The sequence below is a fragment of the Bifidobacterium sp. ESL0682 genome (genome assembly GCF_029392815.1).
Taxonomy (GTDB): Bacteria; Actinomycetota; Actinomycetes; order Actinomycetales; family Bifidobacteriaceae; genus Bifidobacterium.
On record NZ_CP113942.1, the window covers coordinates 110,005 to 135,552 of the forward strand.

The 25,548-nt window shown below is 56.3% G+C and carries 11 protein-coding genes and 10 pseudogenes; 12 read left to right on the plus strand and 9 right to left on the minus strand.

Annotation, left to right across the window (positions count from 1 at the left end):
• Positions 1-231: 231 nt before the first annotated feature.
• Together OZX57_RS00405 and OZX57_RS00410 are read left to right on the plus strand one after the other, a co-directional pair.
• A pseudogene (locus tag OZX57_RS00405) lies at positions 232-2,680 on the plus strand (glycoside hydrolase family 3 C-terminal domain-containing protein).
• Positions 2,677-3,253 (plus strand): annotated as a pseudogene (locus OZX57_RS00410) (PTS cellobiose transporter subunit IIC). Before OZX57_RS00405 ends, OZX57_RS00410 begins: the two co-directional pseudogenes overlap by 4 nt.
• A gap of 117 nt (positions 3,254-3,370) precedes the next feature.
• Here OZX57_RS00410 and OZX57_RS00415 read toward each other — a convergent pair.
• Both OZX57_RS00415 and OZX57_RS00420 read right to left on the minus strand, forming a co-directional pair.
• Complete coding sequence (locus OZX57_RS00415; protein WP_277162272.1) at positions 3,371-4,708, minus strand: GHKL domain-containing protein; 1,338 nt, start codon at positions 4,706-4,708, stop codon at positions 3,371-3,373.
• Positions 4,709-4,892: 184 nt separating this feature from the next.
• Positions 4,893-5,615, minus strand: coding sequence for a LytTR family DNA-binding domain-containing protein (locus tag OZX57_RS00420; protein WP_277162273.1), 723 nt, complete (start codon positions 5,613-5,615; stop codon positions 4,893-4,895).
• Positions 5,616-5,904: 289 nt separating this feature from the next.
• On the opposite strand from OZX57_RS00420, the gene OZX57_RS00425 reads away from it, so the two are divergent.
• Both OZX57_RS00425 and OZX57_RS00430 read left to right on the plus strand, forming a co-directional pair.
• A complete protein-coding gene (locus tag OZX57_RS00425) occupies positions 5,905-7,116 on the plus strand; it encodes a hypothetical protein (RefSeq protein ID WP_277162274.1) in 1,212 nt (403 codons plus the stop codon).
• Between the two features lie 58 nt (positions 7,117-7,174).
• The gene (locus OZX57_RS00430; RefSeq protein WP_277162275.1) at positions 7,175-7,441 is read left to right on the plus strand and encodes a hypothetical protein; all 267 of its coding nucleotides are present in this window, start codon (positions 7,175-7,177) and stop codon (positions 7,439-7,441) included.
• Positions 7,442-8,049: 608 nt separating this feature from the next.
• Here OZX57_RS00430 and OZX57_RS00435 read toward each other — a convergent pair.
• The 3 genes from OZX57_RS00435 to OZX57_RS00445 all read right to left on the minus strand — a co-directional run bounded on the left by OZX57_RS00435 (position 8,050) and on the right by OZX57_RS00445 (position 10,599).
• Positions 8,050-8,625, minus strand: coding sequence for a cation:dicarboxylase symporter family transporter (locus tag OZX57_RS00435; protein ID WP_277162276.1), 576 nt, complete (start codon positions 8,623-8,625; stop codon positions 8,050-8,052).
• Positions 8,544-9,452, minus strand: coding sequence for a cation:dicarboxylase symporter family transporter (locus OZX57_RS00440; RefSeq protein ID WP_277162277.1), 909 nt, complete (start codon positions 9,450-9,452; stop codon positions 8,544-8,546). The genes OZX57_RS00435 and OZX57_RS00440 overlap by 82 nt, the downstream gene beginning before the upstream one ends.
• Before the next feature lie 799 nt (positions 9,453-10,251).
• The gene (locus tag OZX57_RS00445) at positions 10,252-10,599 is read right to left on the minus strand and encodes a hypothetical protein (protein WP_277162278.1); all 348 of its coding nucleotides are present in this window, start codon (positions 10,597-10,599) and stop codon (positions 10,252-10,254) included.
• A 23-nt stretch (positions 10,600-10,622) separates the two neighbouring features.
• On the opposite strand from OZX57_RS00445, the gene OZX57_RS00450 reads away from it, so the two are divergent.
• From OZX57_RS00450 to OZX57_RS00460, 3 genes and pseudogenes are all read left to right on the plus strand, one after another.
• Positions 10,623-10,778 carry a hypothetical protein gene (locus OZX57_RS00450; RefSeq protein ID WP_277162279.1) on the plus strand — a complete coding sequence of 52 codons (156 nt, stop codon included), beginning with the start codon at positions 10,623-10,625 and terminating at the stop codon, positions 10,776-10,778.
• Between the two features lie 524 nt (positions 10,779-11,302).
• Positions 11,303-12,446: pseudogene (gene ugpC, locus OZX57_RS00455) on the plus strand (sn-glycerol-3-phosphate ABC transporter ATP-binding protein UgpC).
• A gap of 241 nt (positions 12,447-12,687) precedes the next feature.
• A pseudogene (locus OZX57_RS00460) lies at positions 12,688-14,058 on the plus strand (DUF4032 domain-containing protein); the annotation flags it as partial.
• Between the two features lie 569 nt (positions 14,059-14,627).
• Here OZX57_RS00460 and rlmB read toward each other — a convergent pair.
• Positions 14,628-15,634 (minus strand): annotated as a pseudogene (gene rlmB / locus OZX57_RS00465) (23S rRNA (guanosine(2251)-2'-O)-methyltransferase RlmB).
• Between the two features lie 50 nt (positions 15,635-15,684).
• Positions 15,685-16,271: pseudogene (gene dcd, locus OZX57_RS00470) on the minus strand (dCTP deaminase).
• Between the two features lie 807 nt (positions 16,272-17,078).
• On the opposite strand from dcd, the gene OZX57_RS00475 reads away from it, so the two are divergent.
• A complete protein-coding gene (locus OZX57_RS00475) occupies positions 17,079-17,597 on the plus strand; it encodes a hypothetical protein (RefSeq protein ID WP_277162280.1) in 519 nt (172 codons plus the stop codon).
• A 158-nt stretch (positions 17,598-17,755) separates the two neighbouring features.
• Positions 17,756-18,555: pseudogene (locus OZX57_RS00480) on the plus strand (alpha/beta hydrolase-fold protein).
• A 235-nt stretch (positions 18,556-18,790) separates the two neighbouring features.
• On the opposite strand, the pseudogene OZX57_RS00485 reads toward OZX57_RS00480, so the two are convergent.
• Positions 18,791-20,868 (minus strand): annotated as a pseudogene (locus OZX57_RS00485) (cation:proton antiporter).
• 146 nt (positions 20,869-21,014) lie between these two features.
• Here OZX57_RS00485 and OZX57_RS00490 point away from each other — a divergent pair.
• Complete coding sequence (locus OZX57_RS00490; RefSeq protein WP_348637174.1) at positions 21,015-21,632, plus strand: deaminase; 618 nt, start codon at positions 21,015-21,017, stop codon at positions 21,630-21,632.
• Positions 21,633-21,679: 47 nt separating this feature from the next.
• Here the strand turns inward: OZX57_RS00490 and OZX57_RS00495 are convergent.
• Positions 21,680-22,446, minus strand: a pseudogene (locus OZX57_RS00495) (sulfite exporter TauE/SafE family protein).
• A gap of 499 nt (positions 22,447-22,945) precedes the next feature.
• Here OZX57_RS00495 and OZX57_RS00500 point away from each other — a divergent pair.
• Entirely contained in the window at positions 22,946-24,448 is a 1,503-nt protein-coding gene (locus tag OZX57_RS00500) for a trehalose-6-phosphate synthase (protein ID WP_277162281.1), read from the plus strand.
• 68 nt (positions 24,449-24,516) lie between these two features.
• A pseudogene (otsB, locus tag OZX57_RS00505) lies at positions 24,517-25,543 on the plus strand (trehalose-phosphatase).
• Positions 25,544-25,548 lie beyond the last annotated feature (5 nt).

Here is a 25,548-nt window from a genome sequence, read left to right on the forward strand (position 1 = left end):
GGATATAAGGGTGCGCCAATCGTGCGAAAGAAATGACAGCTTAGGTTTCTTGCGGTTCCGCTGTTGGCATTTGTTGATTAAATAGAAATAGTAGTGGGTGGAGGTATGCGATGTGGCACAGGCTGTGCAGCGCCGCATATATGTGCCGACTATTGTTTGTTTCGCAATCCGTTGAGTCCAAGCTTCGGTGAAGAGACAAAAGACATCGGCAACATTGTTATAAGGAGGACTATGGAACTCGAAGAACTGACGGTCACGGAAAAAGCCGCAATGCTTTCCGGTGGCTCTGAATGGGATTCGCGCGGCAATGAACGGGCTGGCATTCCCAGCTTCGTGATGAGCGATGGTCCCCATGGTGTGCGTCGCCAGCTTGGCGCAGGCGATCACCTGGGCATCGGCGCATCCAAGCCCGCAACATGCTTCCCGACGGCTGGAACCGTGGCCAATTCATGGGACCCGGAACTGGCCGAGGAAATGGGCAAGGCGCTGGGGCGCGAGGCACACGATCTCGACGTCAACGTGCTGCTCGGGCCGGGCATGAACATCAAGCGCAATCCGCTGTGCGGACGCAACTTCGAGTACTATTCCGAGGATCCGCAGGTCGCCGGCCGCATGGCCGCGGGCCTGGTCAAGGGCATCCAGAGCAACGGCGTGGCCTCCTGCCCGAAGCATTTCGCCGTTAACAGCCAGGAGCTGCGCCGTCAGGCTTCCAACTCCGTGGTCGACGAGCGCACGCTGCGCGAGCTGTATCTGACCGGCTTTGAAATTATGATCCGCGAGGCTCGTCCGTGGGCCATCATGACCTCTTACAACCAGATCAACGGTACGTATGCCCATGAGAACAAGCATCTTCTGACTGAGATTCTGCGCCAGGAGTGGGGCTTCGACGGCACAGTCATCTCCGACTGGGGCGGCTCCAACTCCGCCGTCGCCGCCGTGAAGGCCGGCGGCTCGCTTGAGATGCCGTCGCCTGGTTACACCTCCGTGCGTGAGCTCACCGGCGCTGTGAAGGCCGGCACGCTGGCCGAGGCCGATATCAACGTGCGTGCCCGCGAGGTCGCCAAGTTGGCCGAGCGCACCCGTTTCGAGGGTGTGGGCCGCGATGACCTCATGGCCGACGACGTCGCCAAGGATCATCACAAGGTTGCCCGTCGCGTCGCCGAAGGCACCAGCGTGCTGATGAAGAACGGCAGCGCGGACGGCAAGATTGCCCCCGTGCTTCCTCTCAAGCCCGGCACCCGCGTCGCGGTCGTCGGTGATATGGCCGAAACCGCGCGTTATCAGGGCTCCGGCTCTTCCAAGGTCAATGCGACCGACGAGGAGAACCTGCTCGACCAGCTCAAGAAGATCGACGGCGTTGAAGTCGCCGGCTATCAGCAGGGCTACGAGCGTCACGGCGGCAAGAACAGCGTCCTGGTTGAAGATGCCGTCGCGCTGGCCGCGGCCGACACCACCGATGTGGTCGTCGCCGTTGTCGGCCTTGACGAGCGCAGCGAATCCGAAGGTCTTGACCGTTCCACCATGGCCATTCCTGAAGGCCAGAATGAGCTGGTGAAGGCGCTGACTGCCACCGGCAAGCCTGTGGTTATCGTGCTCGTTGCCGGTTCTCCTGTCGAAGCTGCCTTGGTTCGACGATGTTTCCGCCATTCTTTATATCGGTCTCTCCGGCCAGGCAGGCGCTTCTGCCACGGCCCGTGTGCTCACCGGTGCGGTCAACCCGTCCGGCCACCTCGCCGAGACTTGGCCGCTCAAGTATGATGATGCCCCCAACTCCGGTTGGTATCCGGCCATCGGCCGCGACGCCATCTACCGCGAAGGCCCGTTCGTTGGCTATCGCTATTACGAGACCGCCGGCGTTCCGGTGCGCTTCCCGTTCGGTTACGGCCTGAGCTACAGCACGTTCACGTATTCCGGTTTGGCCAGTGACGAGAAGGGCGTTTCCTTCACCGTCACCAACGACTCCGACGTTCCTGGTGCCACTGTGGCCCAGATGTATGTCCGCGGCCCGCAGGGCGGCGCGATGCGCCCCGACCGCGAGCTCAAGGGCTTCAAGAAGGTCTTCCTCGACGCACACGAGACCAAGACGGTCACGATTCCGTTTGACCGCTACACGTTCCGTCATTACGACGTAGTGCCCGGCACTTGGAAGACCGAGACCGGCGAACGCGAGATTCTCGTTGGCGACAGCGTGGAGAACCTGCCGCTCAAGACCACTCAGATGGTCCAGGGCGACATTGACCTCTGCCCGCCGGATCCGCGCCTCGGCCACTATCTCAAGGGCCAGGTCAAGGATGTCACCGATAACGAAATGACCGCTCTCTTCGGCCACGGCGTCATCGCCCCTGGCAAGACCGTCGTCTTCGGCGAGAACGACCCGATCTCCTCTTGGGTTGATTCGCGCGGCTTCGTGGCACGCACCATTGCCAAGAAGCTGACCAAGCACGAGGCCAAGGTCCGTCAGAAGACCGGCCAGCCCGACCTCAACACCCTCTTCATCCTCAACATGCCGCCGCGCGCGATGTGCAAGATGACCCAGGGCATGATCGACTCGGCGATGGTTCAGGCCGTCGTCAAGATCGCGAACGGCCACACCTTCCGCGGTGCCGGTTCGTTCATCGCCGGTTATTTCCGCAATATTTCCGCCAACAAGCGCGTAGCGAAGGAGCTTGAAAACAAATGAGTGACAACAATAACGAGAACGCACAGCAGGTTGAGGGCAAGGGCTTTGTCGCCGCGTGTAAGCGCCTGATCAAGAAGTACCCGAACCTCTGGGAGTTCATCAAGTTCAACGTGCTGTCGAACATCTCGACCATCACGCGCTTCGTGGCCGTATGGATTCTGACGGCGCTGTTCGTGCACGCCCTGCACCTGACTCAGCCGTTCAGCTTCCTCATCTTCAACTATTCGAAGCCCAGTACCAACGGCATCGGTGGCTTCCTCACCTTCCTGATCGCCGAGATCTGCGCGCAGGCCGTCAACTTCGTCGTGCAGATGAAGTGGGTCTTCAAGTCTGACGCGAGCTTCAAGTCCACGGCTTGGAAGTACACCATCTTGGCCATCATCATCGTCATCGTCGGCCTGTTGCTGCCTGGTTACATCTCCACGATTTAAGAGCTACGGCTGGAATGACGCCGTTTCCTCGACGCTGACCTCCGTGGTCAACACCCTGCTCGCAGTGCTCGTGAGCTACCCGCTGCTCAAGTGGTGGATCACCCCCGACAACTCCAAGAAGGAAGACAAGTCCGAAAAGTAAGCGAACGCCGTCGGCTCTGAATGAATGCGAAGGCCGGCCGGTAGGGAACCAGTATTGGCGCAATGCCACTGATGCTGATAACCTACCGGCCGGCCTTCGCGTTACCGGTGATTGCTTTTACTTCGGCAACAACACGGTCAGTACGAACCAGTGATTATGCGTTTCGATGGTGACATTGCCATGGTAGAGGCCGGCGATGTGCTTGATTGACTTCACGCCGTAGCCGTGCGAGTGCATGTCCGATTTGGTGGTGCGCAGGTTGCCCTCGTCGTCCTTTTTCAAGGCGGATTCATAGTAGTTTTCGACGCGGATGACGGTGAATTGCCCGTGCTCGTGAAGTGCGAGCTTGATGAGTCGCCGTTCCGGTTCCTTGACCTGCGAGGCCGCCTCGATGGCGTTGTCGAGTGCATTGCCGAAAAGTGTGGCGATGTCCATCGAGCTCATGTCGCCCAGCAGTTTGCCGTCGGCGACAGTCGTCAGGGTAATGCCCTGTTGCACGCAGGTCTTCACTTTCGAAGTCAGGATGACGTCGAGCACGGAATTGCCGGTGTGCTCCTGCGCGCTGTATTCCTGTACCGACTCTTCAATCTGTTCGAAGCCGGCGGCCGCATGTTCGGGGTCAACCTCGGCGCGAAGCGCGGTGAGCTGATGCTTTAAATCGTGCGAGATACGGCCGAGTGATTCGATGTTTTCTTTGGATTGCAGGTATTCCTGATGCTCGCTCTGCAGCTTGGCATCGATGGAGGCGAGCTCGATGTTCGCCCGTGTTACCCTTGCCTGTTCCTGTTGTGCGCCGAGAATTGCGTAACCGCAAAGGTCAACGAGCGTGCGGATGTAGAAGATTTCCTGCCCTACGGATCCTGAGAAGGGCGTATTGGTCGAGACGAAACTCAGATTGCTCATCGCGAACGTGACGATGGTGATGATGATGGAACCAGCGACCGCTGTACGGCTGGGGTTCATCGCGCGGTCTCGCTCGAAATTCCGCCGTTCGACGGCCCAAGCTAAGCCAAACCCGACCAAATAGATTACCGTCGCCAGCATTGCGGTAGACAGATCCAGCCCCAAAACGGAAGTGTGGCCATGGTTGTATCTGTCGAACCCAATGAACGCGGCGATTTGCCAATGCAGTGAGGCAATGAGTTCCGCAAGCACGAAAGCGCGGGCGGTGATGTAAAGGCTTTCGCGTGATGTCGTCTGCCCGCCCAGAAAAATAACAAGATACATTCCTGCAACCGCCAGCAGCATGCCGAAAACCCAGAAGTCAAGGCTCATCGCTCCGGCAAAATATTGGATTCCGATAATCGCCGGCAGCCCGATTGCCGCCACAAGCACGCTTCGCGATTTCGATGCTCGCCGATAGATGACCAGCAGATAGACCATGCAGGCCAGCCATTCGCAGATACCGGTGTAAAGCCGCGGAATGTTGGGCAGCGCGTTGGTGATGATATTCATCGGTTATCTCCCCAGTTGCAATGGCGCATGCCCGCCTGCTGCTTGCGCTTCGGCTGTATGCTCCTGCGTTTGCTGCCGTCGTTAAAGTGCATTTTGACGAAGCTAAGCTGCATGTTTTTGACGCTACTGTTAAGAAAGTGCACTTTAGTCTGGCTAAGTTGCATATTTTTGACAGCGAGTGTGCTCATTGCAGCCCGCCGTTGATGTAGCTGGCCAGCGCGGCGACAAATGCCTTCTTGCGCGGCCGGCTGATACGCAGGCGTTCTCCGTTGCTCATAACGCAGTCCTGGTCCTCAATGCCGGTGACGTGCCGCAGATTGACCAGATAACAGGAATTGGAACGGAAGAAATCATGCTCGGCCAACTGCGCTTCCAGTTCCTTCAGCGTCGAAGTGATGGAGAGTGCCATGCCATCGAGCGTATGGATGATGATGGTGTGACGAATCGATTCGATATAGACGATGGATTTGAGCTCGACGCGTGTGCGCTGCGACCCGGCTTCAAAAAGCATTGAATCGTCGGCCTGACGCCGCACCGTTTCGATAGAGCGTTTGATTTCCTGGCTGAATGCAAAATATGGCACAGGTTTGAGCAGGTAGGAGAGTGCCTGTACTTCGTAGCCGTTGATGGCGTATTGCGAGGCGTTGGTGATGAAAACGATGACGACGCTGCTGTCGATTTTGCGGATTCGTCGCGCCGCCTCCATGCCGTCCATCTTTTTCATTTCGATGTCAAGCAAAAGAATGTCGTAAATTGGCCGATAATCCTCTACGATTTCCGAACCGTCGTTGAAGACGGAGACCGTAAAGTGTTCATTGTTTTCGGTCTGATAGCGGTTGAGGTAATCGAGTACTTTCTGGCATGCGGCGGGCTCGTCTTCCACTACTCCGATTCGTATGCCGCGCATCGTTGCCGCCTTTCGTTTGAGGAACTTTACCCCATGATATTTTTTATCATAGTGTTGTTATATCGGCACGGTTGCGCTATATTGCCGTGCCCAATTCACGAATTGCCATTACGTGTAATAGCAAGTAGGCAAAAAAATTATATCTGAACTATTATTGCACAAAATTAGCAAAGAATAAAATAATAAAAATAATTTTTCCATCTCACTCTCTTTTATTCTAAATGGACAAAAAAGTAATGCAGAGTTATGATTTAACGGTTTGTAGTTCGAAGTAGAAAAAGAGGTAAGTATGAAGAAGTTAGGTAAAGCAGTTGTCGCGTCGATTGCGGCAGCTTGCACGTTGTTCGCCGGTGCGGGCTTCGCAAATGCCGGTGAGGCGCCGAGTGGAACCCCTTCGCAGGTTTCGGTGCGCTCGATGTACAACAAAACGCGCTTGCAGTCCGCCTATAATGCTGTTCTTGCTATTGCCAATGGCAATACCGCACGTAATTACAAGCAGAGTTCTTGGATGGTCATGCATAGTGATATGGAAACCGCCAGGGCTATGCTCAATGATGCCAATGATGGTATTTCGCATGCCAATGGTGCTATGTCGCAAGCTGATGTCGACAATACCGCGAATCTCCTTAGCGGGTATCCGGGTATTATGCAGACTGCCGTACCCGGTGAACCTACCGGAGCCGATCCGCTGAAGAGCAAGGGTGATTTGCAGGCTTTCTACAACCGAGTAAAGAACGTGCAGGAAAGCAGCTACCCGGGCAACGAAAATTGGGCGTCATTCCGGATCGCCCGGAACTCGGCTAGCTATCTGTTCGAGCCGAGTCATGGGAATGAATCGCAGTATGAGATTACGTTGACATATGACAATCTGTACCATGCGACTAAGGAATTGGATCCTTCGCTGCTTCCGGCCTCGCATACTCCGTCACATAATCCGGCTCCGGCACCCGCTCCAGCTCCGGTCCCGACGCCTGCTCCGGCTCCTGCCGATCCGAAGACCCCTTTGCGCAATGCTTATGACAAGGTGAAGGGTTACAAGCAGGCTGATTTCGTCGCTTCCACTTGGTCTGCGTTCGCCGCCGAGCGTACTGCTGCCAAGGCTTTGCTCGACAATGCCAGCGCTACCCAGGCTGCGATTAATGCTGAGACGAAGAGCCTTAACGACAAGGCTGCCGCGCTGATTAATATTGCTCAGCTCAAGTCCGATATTGCCAAGGCAACTTCACTGAAGCCTTCCGACTATACCGAGTTCTCTTGGTACCGCGTCACGCTTTCCCTGCCGTATGCCAAGTATGTTGTGGCTAACAACAATGCTTCAAAGAATGACGTTGACAGCGCTGAAGGCGTGCTGAGCTCGGATCTCAACGGTCTTAAGGCCCCGATTGCCGGTCAGAAGACCGGTGCGGACGTGCCTACTTCCCCGAAGAGCAAGAAAGACCTGGCCGCTCTGGTCGCACAGGCCGAAAAGCTCAAGGAGAGCGATTACACTGCCGATTCTTGAGAAGGTCTTCTCCGAAGCTCTCAAGGATGCCAAGGACGCCCTTAACCCGGAGTCTTCATTGACTCGCGGAGAGCCCAGTGCTGATTTCACATATGAATATGTCGAGCTTGAGAGCGCACAGACCGGCTTGGTCCGCAATGCCTCTCAGCAGGTTGCCGGACAGCCTGGTCAAGCTAAGCAGGCTGGAGCCAAGGGCAAGAAAGCTGCCGCTGGTAAGAAGGGTCTGGCTAAGACCGGTGCCAGCGTCACTCTCGTTGCCAGCATTATGGCTTTGCTGGCCGCTGCCGGCGTCGCTGTGAAGCTCGCCAGCCGCAAGCGCGCATGATTCGCTGATAAGCTGCCGTTAAGCAGTTTCTGAAACCGTACAAATCAGTAAACGGGTTCGTCCCGTCTGCTGGTTTGTACGGTTTTTTTATTGCGTGGATCTCGGTGAAGGCAATGAGGCTGGCTCTGCAATTTCGAGGTTGTCTCCGCTGTCTTTCACGGGAAAGCTCAAAGGCCTCGGGCAAGGGCAGCCTCATATGAGGCTGTTAGTGAATGAAGCATCTTACCGTGTATGGGCCCGGCGGCGAGGTGATTTTCTTGGTTGACCGATAAGTGTTCGAGCAGGGGAAATATATAAAAATGCCGTATCGGCGACATGGAAGACGTCGATACGGCATTTTCATAACTGATTGGAAGAGCCGACTACATGGGATTATTCGGCTTTGTTGTCGCTCTTGCTGTCGGATGAGCGCAGACCGCACATGTCGTCACCCTGTCCGTCGAGTGCGGCGGTGGGTGAGAAGTTCAGCATGTTGCCGGCTGTAGAGAGGTTCAGCGAGGCAGCGGTTGAGCCCTGAGTCGGAGTAACATGTTCTTCGACATTCGTGCTTAGGCCCGTTGCTGTGCTGGCGTTGGCTGCGTTCGTGTCGGCATCGAAGCCGTGATTCGCTAGGGGTGTGGAGGCTCCGGCCGATTCCTTGGCGGAATCCTGCTCGGCGTCAGTATCCAGATCCGAGCGGTGAATTCCTTGCGGCCGTTGTAAAGGTCAAGATCGAGCTGATGCTCGGTGGCGGCGACGATGAATGCGGTATTGGAGGCGCCGGCCACGTTCAGGGCGGTACGGCCCATGTCCACAATCTGCGAGATCGGCTGGGAGATGGCGATGAAAGCAATCGGCAGGCCGGTGGCTGCGAACAGCGAAGTCGCGGTAATTGTGGCGGTGCCAGGCACGCCGACGGTGCCGAGGGAGACCAGCAGGGTCAGAGCGACAATCATCAGATACTGCATCGGAGTGTAGTGCATATTCAGTGAGTTGACCGCAAACACCGCGAGTAGGGTCGGCCAGACACCAGCGCATCCGGGCATACCGAGGTTCGCGCCCAGTGAGGCCACGAACGAAGCGATATCATCGGGCACGCCGCCCTTGCGCAACTGGCGTACGGTCACGGGGATGCTGCCGATGCTGGATTCAGAGGTGAACGCGACGACGCCTGCGGGCCAGAAGAACTTGAAGAAGAAGTGCATTGGAGTATGTGCAGCGGATTGGTACGCGTGGTAACGCCGAGGATAGCGGGCTGGACGACGAACATCTGCAGTGCAATGGCGATGTAGGCCACGACGAGCACGAGCAGCAGCGGCAGCAAGGCCACGAGGTTGCTCTTCGAGATGGCAGCGGCAATCAGCGCGAGCACGGCGTAAGGGGTGAAGCCGACGATGATTTGCGTGGCTTTGGAAAGCACGACGTTGCCGGCATCGACGAAGGTCTTGAACGGTTTGACGGCAGCCTCGCCCTTAGGCGTCGAAGCCGCGGCGTTGTAGGCCAGTCCGATGAGAATGGCAAAGATAACGACCGGGACGACCTGGTTGGCAGCCCAGTTGGCTACGAGATTCGAAGGGAAAAGCCCGATGATGGTGTCGAGCACTGCCGGAACATGCTTGGCCTGATAATGCTGCGGCATGGCGGCGTTAAAGCCCTTGCCCACGCCGAACACCAGGGCGAGTCCGAGCGTGATCAGCGAGGCGGTCAGGGTGTTCAGGAGCAGGAACACCACGGTTTTGATGCCGATGTTCTTCAATCTCAGCGACGAGCCGAGGTTGGTGATGCTGGCGATGACGCTGAAGAGCAGCAGCGGCACGACGATGGCCCCGATGGCGTTCGACCAGACGGTTCCGAACGCGGCGACGTAGGTGGTGTGCCCCTTGAAAATGAGTCCCATCGCAATGCCGAGCACGGTGGCGATGATGACGCGGGCACTGAACCCGGCTTTCTTTTTAACGCTCAGGAACGCCAGTCCGGCGAAGAGCAGAACGGTGACGCCAAGCGCCAGCCATTCCCATGCAGTTTCAGTCATGATCTTCCTCTCAATCAATATTTATCTAAAATTTTGTATATATGTGCCACATTGACAGTTGTGGTATTGAATTGTTACTGCGTTGAATTCTGGATAGCCCATCTCGTTATCTATTAAAAAATATGGAAAATCTGAGATTTTCAAGGCTATGCGAGAGTCTGCTGGTCCTGTTGCTGGAAATTTTGCAGCTATAGCAAGTCGGTAATGGTATGAATATTACTTGGATTATTCATAGGGTCGGAATACCGGTTAATAAGGGAATTTCAACCGCCGAACAACTTGTTATGCATACAAAATTATCAACAACAGAATATGTTGAATTTCAGCGACAACAAGAAATCGTCATACAGGACATCATCATGCGCAGACGAGAGAAACAGCTCATGCCGGTAAGGTTGAACCCGGCCTGAATGCTGCTGTCTGCAGAAACAATTTGTGATGTCATGATTGCGAGAATAACGGATACCGTCTACGAAAGCAACAAAGAATGTCGAATTAATGCGATTTTTGTGCTAGCAGGTGAATGTTGGGAAGGGTCCTGTCATCTCGTACGGCGATGTACAAATAAATAAATGTTGTTTCGATGTGCTGTTTCAATAGCAAATCGGGTTGGCGGTAGATAATGGTGCCGCCAACCCGGTGATCTTACATAAATTTCGCTCTAAAGTCAGTAGATTGATTGAGAGTGCGTGATTCCGTCAGATTCTATGGATGCTTCTCGAATCGTATATGTGTATACGACCGGTTGCGTGTGACCTGGCGAGTGTGATTCTGGCAGTGCTATTGAAAATGCGCTGACTCACGCGTTTTCTGGCTGCTTGACAGGTTGAGTTTTCTCGTTGTCGCGACGGACGATTTCGTGAGCGATCGATTCGATGCTGCACAGGCGCAGAGCGTTGTCGCCGCGCACGCCAGAAGCCTCTTCGTCGGAGATGATGTTCGTCTTCACCAGAGCCTCTACGGGATTGATGCCGTAGCTGCGGGCGATGGCGATGATCTCGTCGGTCGCCAGCTCGTTCGACTTGAAGCGCTTATATAGCGTTGCGTAGGGAATGCTTGCTTGTTGCGAGATTTTGTTGATGGAATCGTCATGGGTGATTTCACGTAGCCAGTCAATGTGATTATTAGAGTCAGAAATATTGTTCATATTGCTATTTTATGATAAATTTATTGATTCTGCAACACAATCCTCTTGGCAAATCATTTAAAAATAAAGAAAATGGTTTTGTGCGGTTAATAGGTGTTGCGCTTTTTAATCCAGCCGGAATTCGTCCAAATCGTTGGAAAATGATTGAAATCATTGATAAATCAACGGTCGTTATTTGAGGCTGGTTGCCGCGTGAATGCATGTATACATATTTGGAATACAGCTATTAAAACGTTTGATTAAAAGTCAAAAAATAATTATATAAAACATCCAATAATGCATAAATTTTGTTATGAGCGAAATTATACAACAGTGAATGATGCGATTGACTAATTAGATGATATGCAAAAATTGTCTACTTTATAATCAAAAATCACTAAATTCTAATTATCGCTATCGTAGTTGACTATATGGGTTTTGCAAAGCAAACCTGATGAAAGTAAAGGGAAAATTTACAGGCCTTATTGCATCTTGCTATGTTTTACGCAAAACGGCTGAGCGCTTTCGAAACCCGTGGTGTAATGTTGCTGCAAACCGTGTATAGTGGGGTTTGAGTCGAGGGGGATGGACCCCTCACAAGACCCCACTCATAATGGAATGAAAGTGCGGAAATTCGCTTGCCGATGTTGGCTTGCGAGTGGATGCAAAACCCCTTCACTACGGATCGTTCGGCACGTACCTGCCGATGAAAGGAACTATTATTATGGCAAAAGTCGTATTTGACCATGTCACTCGTATCTACCCGGGCAATACGGAGCCCTCGGTATCTGATCTCTCACTTGATATTAAAGATGGTGAATTCCTCGTGCTCGTCGGCCCTTCCGGCTGCGGCAAGTCAACGACCCTGCGTATGCTCGCGGGCCTCGAGGAAGTCAACAAAGGCAAGATTTTCATTGGCGATAAAGACGTCACCACGATGCAGCCGAAAGACCGCGACATCGCGATGGTCTTCCAGAACTACGCACTGTATCCTCATATGACCGTTTCGTTCCCGACAACATGGGCTTCGCTCTGAAGATCGCTGAAGATCGCCGGCGTTCCGAAGGCTGAGATTCGTCAGCGCGTCGAAGAGGCCGCCAAGGTCCTCGATCTGACCGAGTTCCTTGACCGCAAGCCGAAGGCCCTTTCCGGTGGTCAGCGTCAGCGCGTCGCCATGGGCCGCGCAATCGTTCGTAAGCCTAAGGTCTTCCTGATGGATGAGCCGCTTTCCAACTTGGATGCAAAGCTCCGTGTGCAGACCCGTACGCAGATCGCTGCTCTGCAGCGCCAGCTCGGTGTCACCACCCTCTACGTCACCCACGATCAGACCGAGGCTCTGACGATGGGCGATCGCATCGCCGTCATCAAGCTGGGCATCCTCCAGCAGGTCGGCGCTCCTACCGATCTCTATGACAAGCCGCAGAACGTCTTCGTCGCAGGCTTCATCGGCTCGCCTTCCATGAACATCAACACCCACCCGGTGGAGAATGGCAAGGCGAAGATCGGCAGCGATACCATCGATCGACGACCCCGCCGCCGTCGACAAGCTCACCCCGGACGACAAGGGCCGCATCGTGGTCGGCTTCCGTCCTGAGGACGCTTCGCTCGCCGCTCCCGACGAGGCCAACGCCTTCTCGCTCAAGGTTCAGAACGTTGAGGATCTGGGCTCCGACGGATATATCTACGGCGATATCATCACCGACGGCTCCGAGGCCGAGTCCGCCGCCACGATGTCCGATCAGAACAAGCTGACCACGATTCGCGTCAACCCGCGTCAGCTGCCGAAGGTCGGCGACACCGTCAAGATCAAGATTGATCCGTCGAAGATGCACTTGTTCTCCCCGGCCACCGAGATGCGCCTGAACTGAGTGCTCAGTACTAATAATTGAATGAATAATTAAACAGATGAGTCGGATTGTGTTCCGGCTTGAAGCGTACAGCGAAGTGTATTCTTTTCTCCTTTTGCTTCGCGTCGCTGAAGAGGTCCGTACATTCGTGTGCGGGCCTCTTTTCGTATGTGCTGTACTGCTGATTACGGTGCTTTTCTTGGGAAAATCGGGGTTTGAGATGGATTATGCACTATCCCGTTCGGGCGCTAGATTTAAAGGTATGGAATTAACCGGTGGAATGCAAGGAATGCAAATGGATCCGCGCGCGCTGAAGGCGACGTCCGTCACGGCAGCCGAGGCTGGCGATGAAGATGTCGCCGAACCGCAGGCATTGCAGATTACTGCGGCCAGTTCGAACCCGAAAATGTTTACTTTGCCATGGGAGAAGCCGCTGGCGACATGGCCCAAAGAGCTGTTGGCCAATCTGCCGCGAGGCATTTCCCGGCACGTCGTGCGTTTCGTACATGTCGGCGACGAGATTTACGCGATGAAGGAGATCACCAGCCGTGTGGCCGCCCATGAATATGAGCTCTTGCGGCGTCTGCAGAAGCTGGAACTGCCCACTGTCAGGCCGATTGCGGTCGTCACGGGGCGGCATACGCGCGAGGGCGAGCCGCTCGAATCGATTCGATTCTGTGACCAAACAACTCAAGTTCTCGCTGCCGTATCGCGCATTGTTCGCCGGCAACCTTCGCCCCGATACCGTCGATCGCCTCATCGATGCACTCGCCGTGCTGATGGTGCGTTTGCATCTTTCGGGCTTCTATTGGGGCGACGTCTCGCTTTCCAACGTTCTGTTCCTGCGTGATGCGGACGCATTTTCAGCTTTTCTGGTCGATGCGGAAACCGGTGCGCTCTATACCTCGCTGACAGTGGGCCAACGCGATTATGACATGGACCTGGCGCGCACCAACATCATCGGTGAACTCATGGATTTGAGCTCCGGCAAGCTGCTGCCCGATGACGTCGACGAGGTTGCGGTCGGCGATCGGCTGATTGAGCGTTACAACTCGCTCTGGGGCGCGTTGACCGACCAGGATGATTTCGGGCCGGACGAGATGTGGAAGATCGAGAAGCGCGTCAACAAGCTCACGACGACCTGGGCTTCGACGTCGACGAACTCGAGGTCAAAACCGCCGACGACGGCAAACGTGTGCTCGTACGGCCGCGTGTGGTCGACGCAGGGTATGCCTCTCGTAAACTCTTGCGGCTCACGGGTCTGGATGTGCAGGAGAACCAGGCAAGGCGTCTGCTTAACGACCTCGATGCCTATCGTGCCTCCACATGGCGTGACGGCGAGGAGCTGGAAATCGTTGCGACCGACTGGATGCGTGAGGTTTTCGAACCCGTTGTGCGCATGATTCCTCGGGAATACCGTTCCAAGATCGAGCCGGCTCAGTTCTTCCATGAGGTTTTGCAAAACCGTTGGTTCATGGCTGAAAAAGCCGGACATGACGTGGCCACGGCTGTTGCGGCGAGCGATTACATCAAGAACAATCTGCCTCAATACAATATTGACTCCAGGGCGCTCGCCGAGATCAATGCCGATGCGGATTCTGGCGTGGTGGATGATAGCTCGACCTACGACGAGGCGGGCGGTTCGCAGAATAACGGGAATGGTGCCGATGCTGCGGACGTTGTCGGTTCCGACAACGATGATGTCGACAACATTGGACGCGTTGATTTCGGCACTCTTGGTGATGGTATGGGCAATCTGGGAGCCACCCAAACCGCTGGTAGCAATTGCGTTCTTGATGCGGATTCGGATGTGTCCGAAGACATCTGGCCGACTCAGCCGGATCCAGCCGTTGCTGCTGTCCGTAATGTGGATTCAAAGGCTAGAGCTGATGCTGGTGCAGAAGTTAATTCGGCCAAGAACAATGCAAATGGCTTGGATGATGCCGATGGCAAAGTAACCAATGGCTATCCAGAGAACGGTGGCGACGCTGCGGCCGATGCTAATAATGACAGCGACAGTTCAGATGACGACTACTACGATCCGGCTGAATACGACCAGGACGCAGCCGTCTGGAGCCACTGAAAAAATCCATAGATTATAGAAGAAAATCTCCCAATGGAATCGTTCCGTGGGAGATTTCGGGCGCGAATTCTATCAAATTATTGTCGATTCAGCCATCAGCCCGATAGCAGATGTTTCGACTATTTGGCGCTGTTGTCGGCTTTCTCACCGGCCTTGCTGCGGGCGCGAGAAACGGCATAAAGGCTGATTCCCGCGGCAACTGAAGCGTTGAGCGATTCGACTTCGCTGGAAATCGGGATACCGGCGATGGAATCGCAAGCCTCACGCACCAGGCGGCTCAGGCCCTTGCCTTCCGAACCCAGCACGACGACCAGTGGATCGCTCTCGAAGCCGCTTTCGCCTACGATGGCGTTGCCGCCGCCGTCAAGCCCGACCACGTAGTAGCCGCGTTCCTTCATCGCCTCGATGGCCTTGGTCAGGTTGACCACGCGGGCTACGGGCAGATGCGCGGCCGCGCCGGCCGAAACCTTCCAGGCTGCGGCGTTGACGGAAGCCGAGCGACGTTCCGGCAAAATGACGCCATTGGCGCCGAATGCTGCTGCCGAACGAATCACTGCACCGAGGTTCTGCGGATCGGTGACGCCGTCGAGCGCGATGAAAAGCGGCCGCGCGTTGATGCGTGCGCTCTGCGAATCGGCCTCTTCCATGGCGTGCGATTTCTTGTCCGCGCGATCGGCCAGCTCCGCCAGCGTGTGGTACTGGTAGGGCTGCACCTTCAGAATGATACCTTGATGATTGCGCGAGTGCGCGATGCGGTCCATCTCGAGCCTGTCGGCCTCGAGCAGGTTGAGCCCCTGCATGCCGGCCAGTTTGACGATTTCACGGGTGCGGGCATCGTGCTCGATGCGATTGGCGATGTAGAGCTGCGAACTCGGCACGCCAACGCGCAGTGCCTCAAGCACTGCGTTGCGGCCGACCACCAGGTCGTCGGAATCCGAGGTGTACTTGGCCGCGCGACGGCGTGCTGCCAGCCGCGGATCGGCGAAACGGCGCTTCTCGTTCTGTTTCGCGCGCGATAAGCCTTGTGATATACGCGGTCCTCGGCCTTGGGCGTCGGCCCGTGGCCTTTCAGCGCATTGCGATGTTTTCCGCCCGAACCTTTGACCGGGCCCTTCTTGTTAGCCATACTCCCAATTGTCCCAGCACCCCGCGCCAACCTTTGAAAGTAGACGAAAATCAGTCCTTGATCTCGGCCTTATAGAAGTTGACGTAGGAACGTGACGGGGTGGGGCCGCGCTGACCTTGATAGTGCGAGCCGACGCCGTTTGAACCGTAAGGATGCTCGGCCGGCGAGCTGAGCTCGAAGAAGCACATCTGTCCGATTTTCATGCCGGGCCAAAGTTTCACCGGCAGCGTGCTCACGTTCGACAGTTCCAGCGTGATATGCCCTTCGAAGCCGGGGTCGATGAAACCGGCGGTGGAATGGGTGAGGATGCCGAGGCGGCCGAGCGAGCTTTTGCCTTCGAGGCGGGCTGCGGTGGCCGAGTTTCGAGTTTGACATATTCCCACGTCGAGGCCAGTGCGAACTCGCCGGGGTGCATGATCCACGGTTCGTCCGGCCCAACTTCGAACTGCTCGGTCAGATCGCCCTGGTTTTCCGCTGGGTCGACGTAAGTGTAGGCGTGGTTGTTAAAAAGTCGGAAATACCGGTCGAGCCGTACGTCGATGGAGGCGGGCTGCACCATTTCGGGTGTCCACGGATCCAGTGAGATGTGGCCGTCGGCTTGGGCGGCGGCGAGGATGTCACGATCGGACAGCAGCATGGTTCCTCCAGAATTCGGTTTCCTGCCTGCGCCCGTTTGAATGGGTCCGCCCATTGCGGCGAGCGTGGCAATTTCATGTTCTGCTCTCAGTGTAGACGTTGCGGCAGTCCGAGGCGTGCAAGACGAGATTGATGGCAAGGCAAATCGGGGCAAAATGGCTGTTTCTCGCCATAGAATTCTATAAAATAGACAAAACCGAATTTGGGTTTGCCCATAACGGCGACCGTGGCAATTTCATGTTCCGAACGCTCAGTGTGACTGTTGAGTTATCAGGTAATTTTCAGCAAATCCGATTCTCTTTTCAAGGATTGTGGAGTTACATAATAACTGTCAGCAAGAGTTGACCGGCTATCCCGAATTTGGATTTGCCGATAACTAAACCCTTTCTTCTTCTCTCTTCTCTTCCCCGGTGTGTTCTAGCACCGGGGTTTCTTTTTCTCGACAGTTGTTTGACTACCATTCTCGCCGCGAGACACAGGCCGAATCGGATTTCTGCCATTCCCTCGCGTCATCGGATTCCGTGGGACAGATGTTCGTGCATCCCGGTATGGGCAGCGGCTGGTTTTAGCCTGTTTGCGCGGTAGACTTGTGTAAGTGGCTGAATTACTGGCAAACCGCCTTTCGGCTCTCGTGTGTCGAAAATGGACGGTTCAGTGCATAAAGCCGTTGCGAAATGGCAAATGAGTGGAGCGGAGAAGGAATGAAAGACGATTCCGATCGTTTCGATGACAAGGCGGGTAGCGGCTCTCGTCCGCAAACGGCAATGGCTCGTCCGACGATGGTTATCGTTCCTATAACGTCAGCGATTTGCGCCGCGAGGAATTGCGTTCCGGCAATCATCAGCTCCTTCGCCGATTGCCGCGCCGTAAGTCATTTCTTTTCCGTGCACTCATCATCATTGCGGTGATTGCCGTCGTTGTAGTGGCATTGGTGCTTTCGCTCAGAACGTTTAAACACAATACAAAAGGTGCCCTTACCGACGATTCCGAAGTCACCACGGTCCAGGGCAAAACCAAGGCCCCGGAAACCGATGCGAACCAAATGAAGCAGGGCATCGAACAGCAGGCCGGAACTTGTGCCGGCGGGTGGATAGACGTTGATGTTTCCGGCCAATTGCCGGGTGCGAACGCCGCCTCGTTCTGCAAGACCACACAGGTCGCGTTCATCACGTTCCAGACCAAGGCCGCGGCGAGTATGGATGGGGACATGGTACGTTCGCAAGCGGCCAATGTCATTTCCAGTATGGCGGCAGCAAGGTTGATACCAACGATTTGCGTCTGCTCAGCAATGACTTGTGGATGGCCGTCGGCAACACCAAGGCGATGACGGCCTTGCAGCAGCAATGGGGCGGCAAGTTGGAGCCGGTTGACTCGAGTGATTCCGGTAAGTAGTTTCAGCTCAAATCTCTCGGCGAACAATGGCTGGTTGCCGTTGGGCTTCGTGCCTATCATGGTGTCTATGAGCGATGAAGCAGTGAATAGCGAATGTCTCGGCGAGCCAAGCGCAACGAACAGGGAGACGGCAATCAAGGTAACGGTGGCAACGGCTTGATTGGCCGCGAATCCGATGCCATTCCCGGTCGCTTTGGCGAGCCGATGGAGATTTCCCATGTGATTTATTCTCAGGGCGGCGGCAAGGCGCGTCCGACGCGTCCGATGTTCCTGTGCCTGCACGGCTGGGGTTCCAATAGCAGGATTTGGCTCAGATGATGCGCTACGTCGCTCCTGGCAACGACTATGTCTCCTTGCGTGCGCCGCTGGTGCTTCAGGCCGAGGGTCCGGGGAGTTCGGCAGCGGGTCTGGCGCGTATAGCTGGTTCCACGATGGCGTGCCGACCGGTGAAGACTTGGATCGTGACATTTTCGCGGCGGCCACGGCCGTCGACAACTGGGTCGGCGAGCATATCGACCCCGACCGCGAGCTGGTGCCGATTGGCTTCTCGCAGGGTGCGGCGCTCGCAATCCATCTGCTGCGCGTACATCCTGAGCGCTACCGCGCGGTTGCGGCGCTTTCCGGTTTCGTGGCGCCCGGTCAGGTTCCGGGCACAGCCCCGGCCGACGAACGGCTTGCAGGCATGGAAAAGCCTGTATTCTACGGTTATGGCGATCTCGATAACGTCCTGCCGAAGTACGAGATTTTCGGTGCCACCGCTTGGCTTGAGGAACACACGTGGCTGACGGTGACGGTGGAACTATCACCAACTCGACCACGCCGTAAGCCCCGCCGAATTCGCCGACCTCACTCAGTGGCTCCTCCTCAACAACATCTCCTCCGGCGTCGTCTGAAAATCGCTATTCGTCAAATATGGCTCGATATGTTCTTGATTGGCGGAAGACAGATGGCAAGAGATGACGGGAAGCTCGCTTGCAGTTCTGATTTTGGTTTAGCAGTTTACCCGGGCGTCGACCTGGCGAGCCGTTAAGCAAGAAGCCCTGTGGGCTTCTTGTAGGCGAGCTGAGCGCGCCCACGCGCGCGAAGGATGCAAGTTGAAATGAGTGTGGTTGCTAAGTTGGATACCTATTAAATTTCTGCCTCAGCATCGACCTGCATCACATACACATTCCGTCGCAAACTCTTGGCCTGATTACGTGTGATTTCCCCGGAATCGAGCATGCTCTGGATGACTTCAAGCTCGATCGAGTAGCTTTCATGCTTGGCCTCGTCGATCTGTGGGGCGGCCTTCGCGCGGCGGCAAGATCCTTGCGGCTGCGCAGCTGTGCCCGTGCTCGTTTGTAATCGCGCAGCAGCATCGAGCAGTATTCCGTTTGATAGGTGTCCGCGTGCATCTCCTCATAGAGCTTGGCGATGACGTAATCGATCGCATCGATCTGTGTGGAGCGCTGGTAGGAATACACCTCATCCTCATTGAGCATCGGAGCCGAATGGCGCAGCTTGTTGCTTGCACGCTTGGCCATCGAATGGAGTTGACGGCGCAATGCGTGGACGCGGCCGCTGATTTGCGAGACGGCACGATGCTTCGTCTTCTTGTCAGAAGCGTGACGCAACGCGTTCATGATCTGGTCCAGCATGCGTTCGCATGCTTCGATTTCCAGCTGCTGGTCGTGCTCGCTCATCTGTGTGTTGGCTTGGGTTTCCGCAAGCCGATCACGCACATAATCCTTTTCCCAATACAAGGCTTCGATCTGCAGACTCTCGAATTTCTCGATGTTGAAATCGCCCATGCGCTGGCGCAAACGGGTGATGCGGCTGTTGTAGGAATCGATGACAGGCATCACCGCATGGCGGTTGTCCTCGTTGACGCGGGCCGTGAGCTCCTTGACGGTGCGCGTCAGCTCCTCGATGGTGATTTCCTTGAGTTTCGCCGATTCCGCCTCGGTGTCTTGTGCCGGTGAGAGCAACGGCAGCATGAAGTTGGCTAGCAGCAGCGTCAGCACGATGACTCCGGCGGCGATGAAGATGAGTTCGTTGCGCATCGGGAACGCGTCGCCGGAAGCCACGGTGTAGGGGATGGTGAACATCAACGAAAGGGTGATGGTGCCCTTCGGGCCGCCGAAGGTCATCACCGCCGCATCGCGCAATGAGCGCGGCTTCAGTGTGACGCGTTTGCCGGTTTCGCGGTCGCGTGTGGGTGCCGCGATGAGCCAGACCCACAGGAAACGGATGGCGATGGCCGCGAAGGTGACCAGCAGAATGATGCTGATAAGAGCCACATTGCTGACGCTGTGGCTGACCCAGCTGGCGCGCATGGCGTCGGGCAGCTGCATGCCCAGCAGGATGAACACGGTGCCGTTGAGCACGAACGAGAGCACCGACCACACGCTGTTCGAAACAATGTTGGTGCGGGCCGCGTTGGGACCGATGCCCTTGTGGTCGAAGTGTACGGTCAGGCCGAAGGCGACCACTGCGAGAATGCCTGAGACGTGGGCAACGTCTTCGGCGCCCAGGAAGACGAGGAACGGCAGGAACAGCTCCATAAGGATGCGTGTGGTCATCGTCTCCCAGCCCAGTTGCCGGACCATAGTGAAGAGCCAGTTGACGATGAGGCCTGCGATGATGCCGATGACGATACCGCCGAAGAACGAGAACAGGAAGTCCTTGGTGGCGTTGGCCATCGAGAAGGAGCCGGTCACTGCGGCCAGGATCGAGAATTGGAAGCCGATGACGCCGGAAGCGTCGTTGAAGAGCGATTCACCAGTCAGGATTCCGGCCTGTTCCTTGGTAAACGAGGCTTCGCTGGAAAGCGAGGAGACCGCCACCGCGTCGGTCGGTCCGAGTGCAGCGCCTAGCGCGAACGCTGCCGCCAGCGGGATGACCGGCCACACCGCGTGCAGCATGAAGCCCACGACCGCCATGGTGCCCAACGCCAGGCCGATGGCCATGGGCAGTGAGAACTTCAGGGTTTTGAACAGCATTCGCTTGTCGATTTCGTGCGCTTCGAGATAGAGCAGCGGCGCGATGAACAGCACCATGAATAGTTCTGGGTTGAGTTTGATATGCGGAAAGATCGGCAGGAAAGTGAGAGCGACGCCGAGTGCGATTTGCACGAGCGGGGTCGATATTCGCGGGATGAACCGGCTGATGAACGAAGAGAGCACGACGGCCCCCAAGACAAAGAGGATCAGCTCAAGAATTTCCACGGATTATCGGTTCCTTTCGTAGGTCTGGTTGTCAGGCTTCGTTGCGATTTGGGCATGTGGACACAATATATACCCACTATATCGAACCGTTATTTCGTCATTATGCCGCCAGCTTCGCCGATTGCTTTTAGACTGGAATCATGGACATGGCAAGTATACGAGATGCGATGGGCGTGGCGTTGGATTTGGCGCATGAGGCGGCAGAGGCGGGCGAGGTGCCGGTTGGCGCGCTCGTGCTTGATGGTGATGGTGTGGTTATCGGCCGTGGTCGCAACCGTCGTGAGGTCGACGGCAATCCGCTCGCTCATGCAGAAGTGATGGCGATGGGCGAGGCCGCTGCTTCTCGCAAGGGTGCTGTCTCTCGTAAGGGCGCTGAATGCATATCGGAAGTCTCTGGTTCTCGGGAAAGTGCCGAACGCGTGTCGGAAGACGCTGTCTCTTGGAAAAGTACTGGGCACATGACAGAAGTTGGTGAGGTGTCGGCTGCCCACAATGGCAGCGGTCTGTCTACCGGTGCCAAGAACGCTTGGAATCTCGCCGATTGCACACTAGTTGTCACGCTTGAGCCATGCCCGATGTGCGCTGGAGCAGCACTGCAGGCCCACGTCGGCCGTATCGTGTTCGGCGCGTGGGACGCCAAGCTCGGCGCGTGCGGTTCGGTGTGGGATATTCCTCGTGACCCGCATGTTGGCGCTCGCCCTGAAGTCATCGGTGGTGTGCGAGAAAGCGAATGTGCGCAGTTGCTCACAGAGTTTTCTCTGTGAAGCGGTAGCGATGGTGCTTTCATCGCCAAAATAAATAGCTGGATATGCTATTTGCGCGGCAGTTTCGGCCCGATGCCGGGCGTAATCTTCAGCGCCGTCCAAGCGGAACGCAGCATAATGATAAAGAGGTAGGCCGCGAGCAGATACGAGCCCACCTTCGCCGAGATGAATGCGGCGATCCAGGCGCCCACGGGTGTGCCGCAAGCCGCCGCAATGCCAACGATAAGGCCGTCCTTGAGATGTACCAGCCCACGCTTCCAATTGGCGATGGTGCCGGTGATGGCGCTGGGAACATGGCCAAAAGCGAAGTGCCGCGTGCGATGAGGTCGCTCGCGCCGAAGAAGAGCGACAGCGCCGGCACGGTAACGGCCCCGCCGCCGATGCCCAAAAGCGCCGAAAGCATACCGATGAGCACGCCGAGCAGCACCAGCAGGATGCCTTTGATGACGGTGAGATGAATGCTCGAGTTACGTGAAGGCGTCAAAACCAGCTGGCTAACCACGACAAACGCCAGAAACGCGACGAAGAACCAGCGCAGGAACACTTCGGAAAGCCGCGAGAGCAACCAACTGCCGATTTGCGAGCCGATAATGGTGCCGATTACCATCAACAGCGCCGCAATCCAATCGACGTGCTCGCTCATCGCGTAGGAAACCACGCCGGAAATCGAAAGCGGGATGATAGCCGCCAGCGAGGTCGCCGCCGCGTGCCGTTGCGTCATGCCAAGCCACACGAGCGCGGGTACGATGATCGATCCGCCGCCGATGCCGAACAGCCCGGAGAAGAATCCGGCGATAAGGCCGACCGCAATCATGATGACGATTTGCTGTACCGGTCCGTGGCCCTGTGGGGTCGGAGCTTCTGCTGTCTCGTCGGCGCTTTTGGCACTTCCGGCGCTCGCCATCGTCGAGGCCATCGCGGAATCCGCCGTTGAGGCTGTTTCCGTTCGTGTTGTTGAATCAGCGTCGTGCATGTGCCCCTGTCCTGTCATATCCGTCCCTTGCCGTGTCGTCAGATCCATCGCTATCCCGTTTATTCAACAAGGGCCCAATATTCAATCGTTAATTGTCCATTCTAAGTTCGCCGTGCCGATTGGCGCAGATTGTCTTGCAATAAGACCCCGGCGGCAAACTGTGCGGCAAACGTTATTCTTTTGTCTAGTATTGGTAGCATTGTAACGCAACATTCCGCAAACCGTTCCCTTGCTTCAATTTGGTGCCTATACTGTAAATAGTGATATGCGTCCGTACGGCCGTTGATATCTGCACGGGCGCGCAGAGGGTAGTAGTCCCCGGAAGAGTGAAGGAGCATTCATGGCTCGTCTGATAATCGTTTCAAATAGGCTTCCTATGTCTTTGCACGCCAAAGCTGACGGCACATACGCGTTGAGCCAGAACGTCGGTGGGCTCGCCACCGCTATCGGCCCGTACCACAAGTCTCATCACGATTGCCTGTGGGTCGGCTGGAGCGGCATCGATCCGAAGACTCGCAGCAAAGAGGAAATCGACAAGATCAGCGACGAGTTCGTCAGCAACCGCTGCATTCCGGTGTTCCTCGACCAGGCGGAAATCGACGGTTATTATGCCGGCTATTCCAACGACACGTTGTGGCCGCTGTTCCATGATTTCGCCCACGAGGCCAAGTTCGATTCGTCGACCTGGAAGGTCTATCAGGAAGTCAACCAGAAATTCGCCGATACCATGGCCGATATGGTCAATCCCGACGACACCGTGTGGATTCAGGATTATCACCTCATGCTGCTGCCTGCCTTGTTGCGCGCGCGTTTCCCCAAGCTCAAAATCGGCTGGTTCCTTCACATTCCGTTCCCGAGCCCCGAGATTTTCCACCAGCTGCCTAATGGCAAGGATCTTCTCGAAGGTTTGATGGGCGCCGATTTGCTCGGTTTCCACACCGAGGATTTCTGCATGAACTTCCTCGCCTCGGTCCGTTCGCTGCTGCACACCGAAGTCGATAAGGACGGCCGTATTCCGGTTCAGAACGGCAATTCGCAACGGTTCGTTACGGTCGATGCTTTCCCCATCGGCATTGATTACGGCCTGTATCGCCGCAACGCGCATTCCAGCCTTGCGCAGGCCATGCGTCATGGCATCGAGGCTGTCAGCGGCAAGCGCACAAGACGAGTGAGCACCTCCCTTACTGCAGAATCCGAGGCAGCTGTCGAAGCCGGCGAGACTTGGAGCACCTACACTGAAGACGATCTTTCGGAAGTCAGGCTGGCGCAGTCCGCGGCAGCCAAGCGCGGCACCAAGGGCAACAAGGTCGTCGTCGTCTCCGTATCGCGCCTCGATTACACCAAGGGCCTTCCGGAGCGTTTGCGCGCCTTCGATCTGATGCTCAGCCGTTATCCTGAATGGGTCGGCCATGTTACCTATTACCTGCTGGCCACACCTTCGCGCGAGGACGTCGAGACGTATCGTCAGCTCAAGGATCAGGTCGATCAGTTGGTCGGCGAAATCAACGGCAAGTATTCACTGCTTTCGTGGACCCCAATCCATTACATCACCCGTTCGTTGCCCATCAAGCCGGTCTGCGGCATCTATACCGCAGGCGACGTCGCTTTGGTGACGCCATTGCGCGATGGTATGAACCTTGTGGCCAAGGAATACCTCGCCTCCCGCGACGGCAGGGATGGTGCGCTGGTGCTGTCCGACGAGTGCGGTGCGGCTCGCGAACTGACCGACGCCTTCATCGTCAACCCTTACGACACCGAGGCAGTGTGCGAGGCTTTGCATTCGGCCCTCGAGATCGGTTCCGGCGAGGCCAAACGCCGCAACGCCGAATGCAGGCCCGCCTGAAATACCGTACTGCAAGTCTGTGGAGCACCGAGTTCCTGAGCACCCTACGTCAGGTCAGCGATCCGCGCATGGCCGATCGCCGTTTGCAGAGCGCCCAGCGTGACCTTTTGGTCCATCAGTGGGGTCAGTCCGGTCGCAAGCTGGTTCTGTGCGATTACGACGGCACCCTCACTCAGCTGGTGCGTACCCCTGGCCGCGCGAAGCCTACGCGTCGTCTGCTCGCCTTGCTGCGGCAGGTCGGCTCCATTCCCGACGTTGATTTGTATATCGTTTCCGGCCGTACCCAAGAGACGATGGAGGAGTGGTTTGGCGATTTGCCAGTCGGTCTCATCGCTGAGCATGGCGCATGGCGCAGCGAGCCCGTGGCCTCCGATGCTGCCAGTTCCAAGCGCACGTGGAAGCGCGCCAAAGGCATGCCCGACCCCGAAGAATGGCGCCCGATTATCGAGACCATCATGAACAAGTCGGTCGCGCGCGCGTCCCGAATCGTTCATCGAGCACAAGTCGACGGATTTGGCATGGCATTATCGTATGAGCGATCAGAAGCTCGCCAAGGATCAGCGCGAGCGCCTGGTCGCCGAGCTAGAGAAGATCTGCCCGCAATATGATCTCATGGTCATGCGTAACGCCAAAGTCATCGAGGTTTGCCCGGCGAATGTGAGCAAGGGCCAGGCTGTAGATCCCTTGCTGCGTTCCGGTTGTTACGATTTCGTGTTGGCTTTGGGCGATGACACCACCGATGAGACGATGTTTGCTTCCGTCATGTGTGCTGCTGGCAACCATGCGGAGCCGCGCAGTGTCGTTGACACAGAGCAAGAGCCTGCTTCCTCAGATGCTGCCGATAGCAATACTCAGTCAGACGGCAAGTCCTTGACTGGTTGGGCCATCAAAGTCGGCGCCGGTGATACCAAGGCTCGTTCCCGCATCGCCACCCCGACCGACACAGCGCGTCTGCTGGGTTACCTGGTGGCCGAGTCCGAGGCGGTGGCCGCCGGCTCTACTCCTGAGCTTGATGCCAAGGCAAAGCCTGAGATTGCGAACAAGCCCAAGTCCAAGGCTTCGAAATCTAAGCGTGCGGTCAAAGCCAAAAAGTAATTTCA

Coding starts and splice junctions, on each gene's coding strand:
- OZX57_RS00445 (WP_277162278.1), bottom strand. CDS start 10,599: ATGAACAATATTTCTGACTCTAATAATCACATTGACTGGCTACGTGAA.
- OZX57_RS00440 (WP_277162277.1), bottom strand. CDS start 9,452: ATGACTGAAACTGCATGGGAATGGCTGGCGCTTGGCGTCACCGTTCTG.
- OZX57_RS00500 (WP_277162281.1), top strand. CDS start 22,946: ATGGCTCGTCTGATAATCGTTTCAAATAGGCTTCCTATGTCTTTGCAC.
- OZX57_RS00435 (WP_277162276.1), bottom strand. CDS start 8,625: ATGCACTTCTTCTTCAAGTTCTTCTGGCCCGCAGGCGTCGTCGCGTTC.
- OZX57_RS00425 (WP_277162274.1), top strand. CDS start 5,905: ATGAAGAAGTTAGGTAAAGCAGTTGTCGCGTCGATTGCGGCAGCTTGC.
- OZX57_RS00415 (WP_277162272.1), bottom strand. CDS start 4,708: ATGAATATCATCACCAACGCGCTGCCCAACATTCCGCGGCTTTACACC.
- OZX57_RS00420 (WP_277162273.1), bottom strand. CDS start 5,615: ATGCGCGGCATACGAATCGGAGTAGTGGAAGACGAGCCCGCCGCATGC.
- OZX57_RS00490 (WP_348637174.1), top strand. CDS start 21,015: ATGGCAAGTATACGAGATGCGATGGGCGTGGCGTTGGATTTGGCGCAT.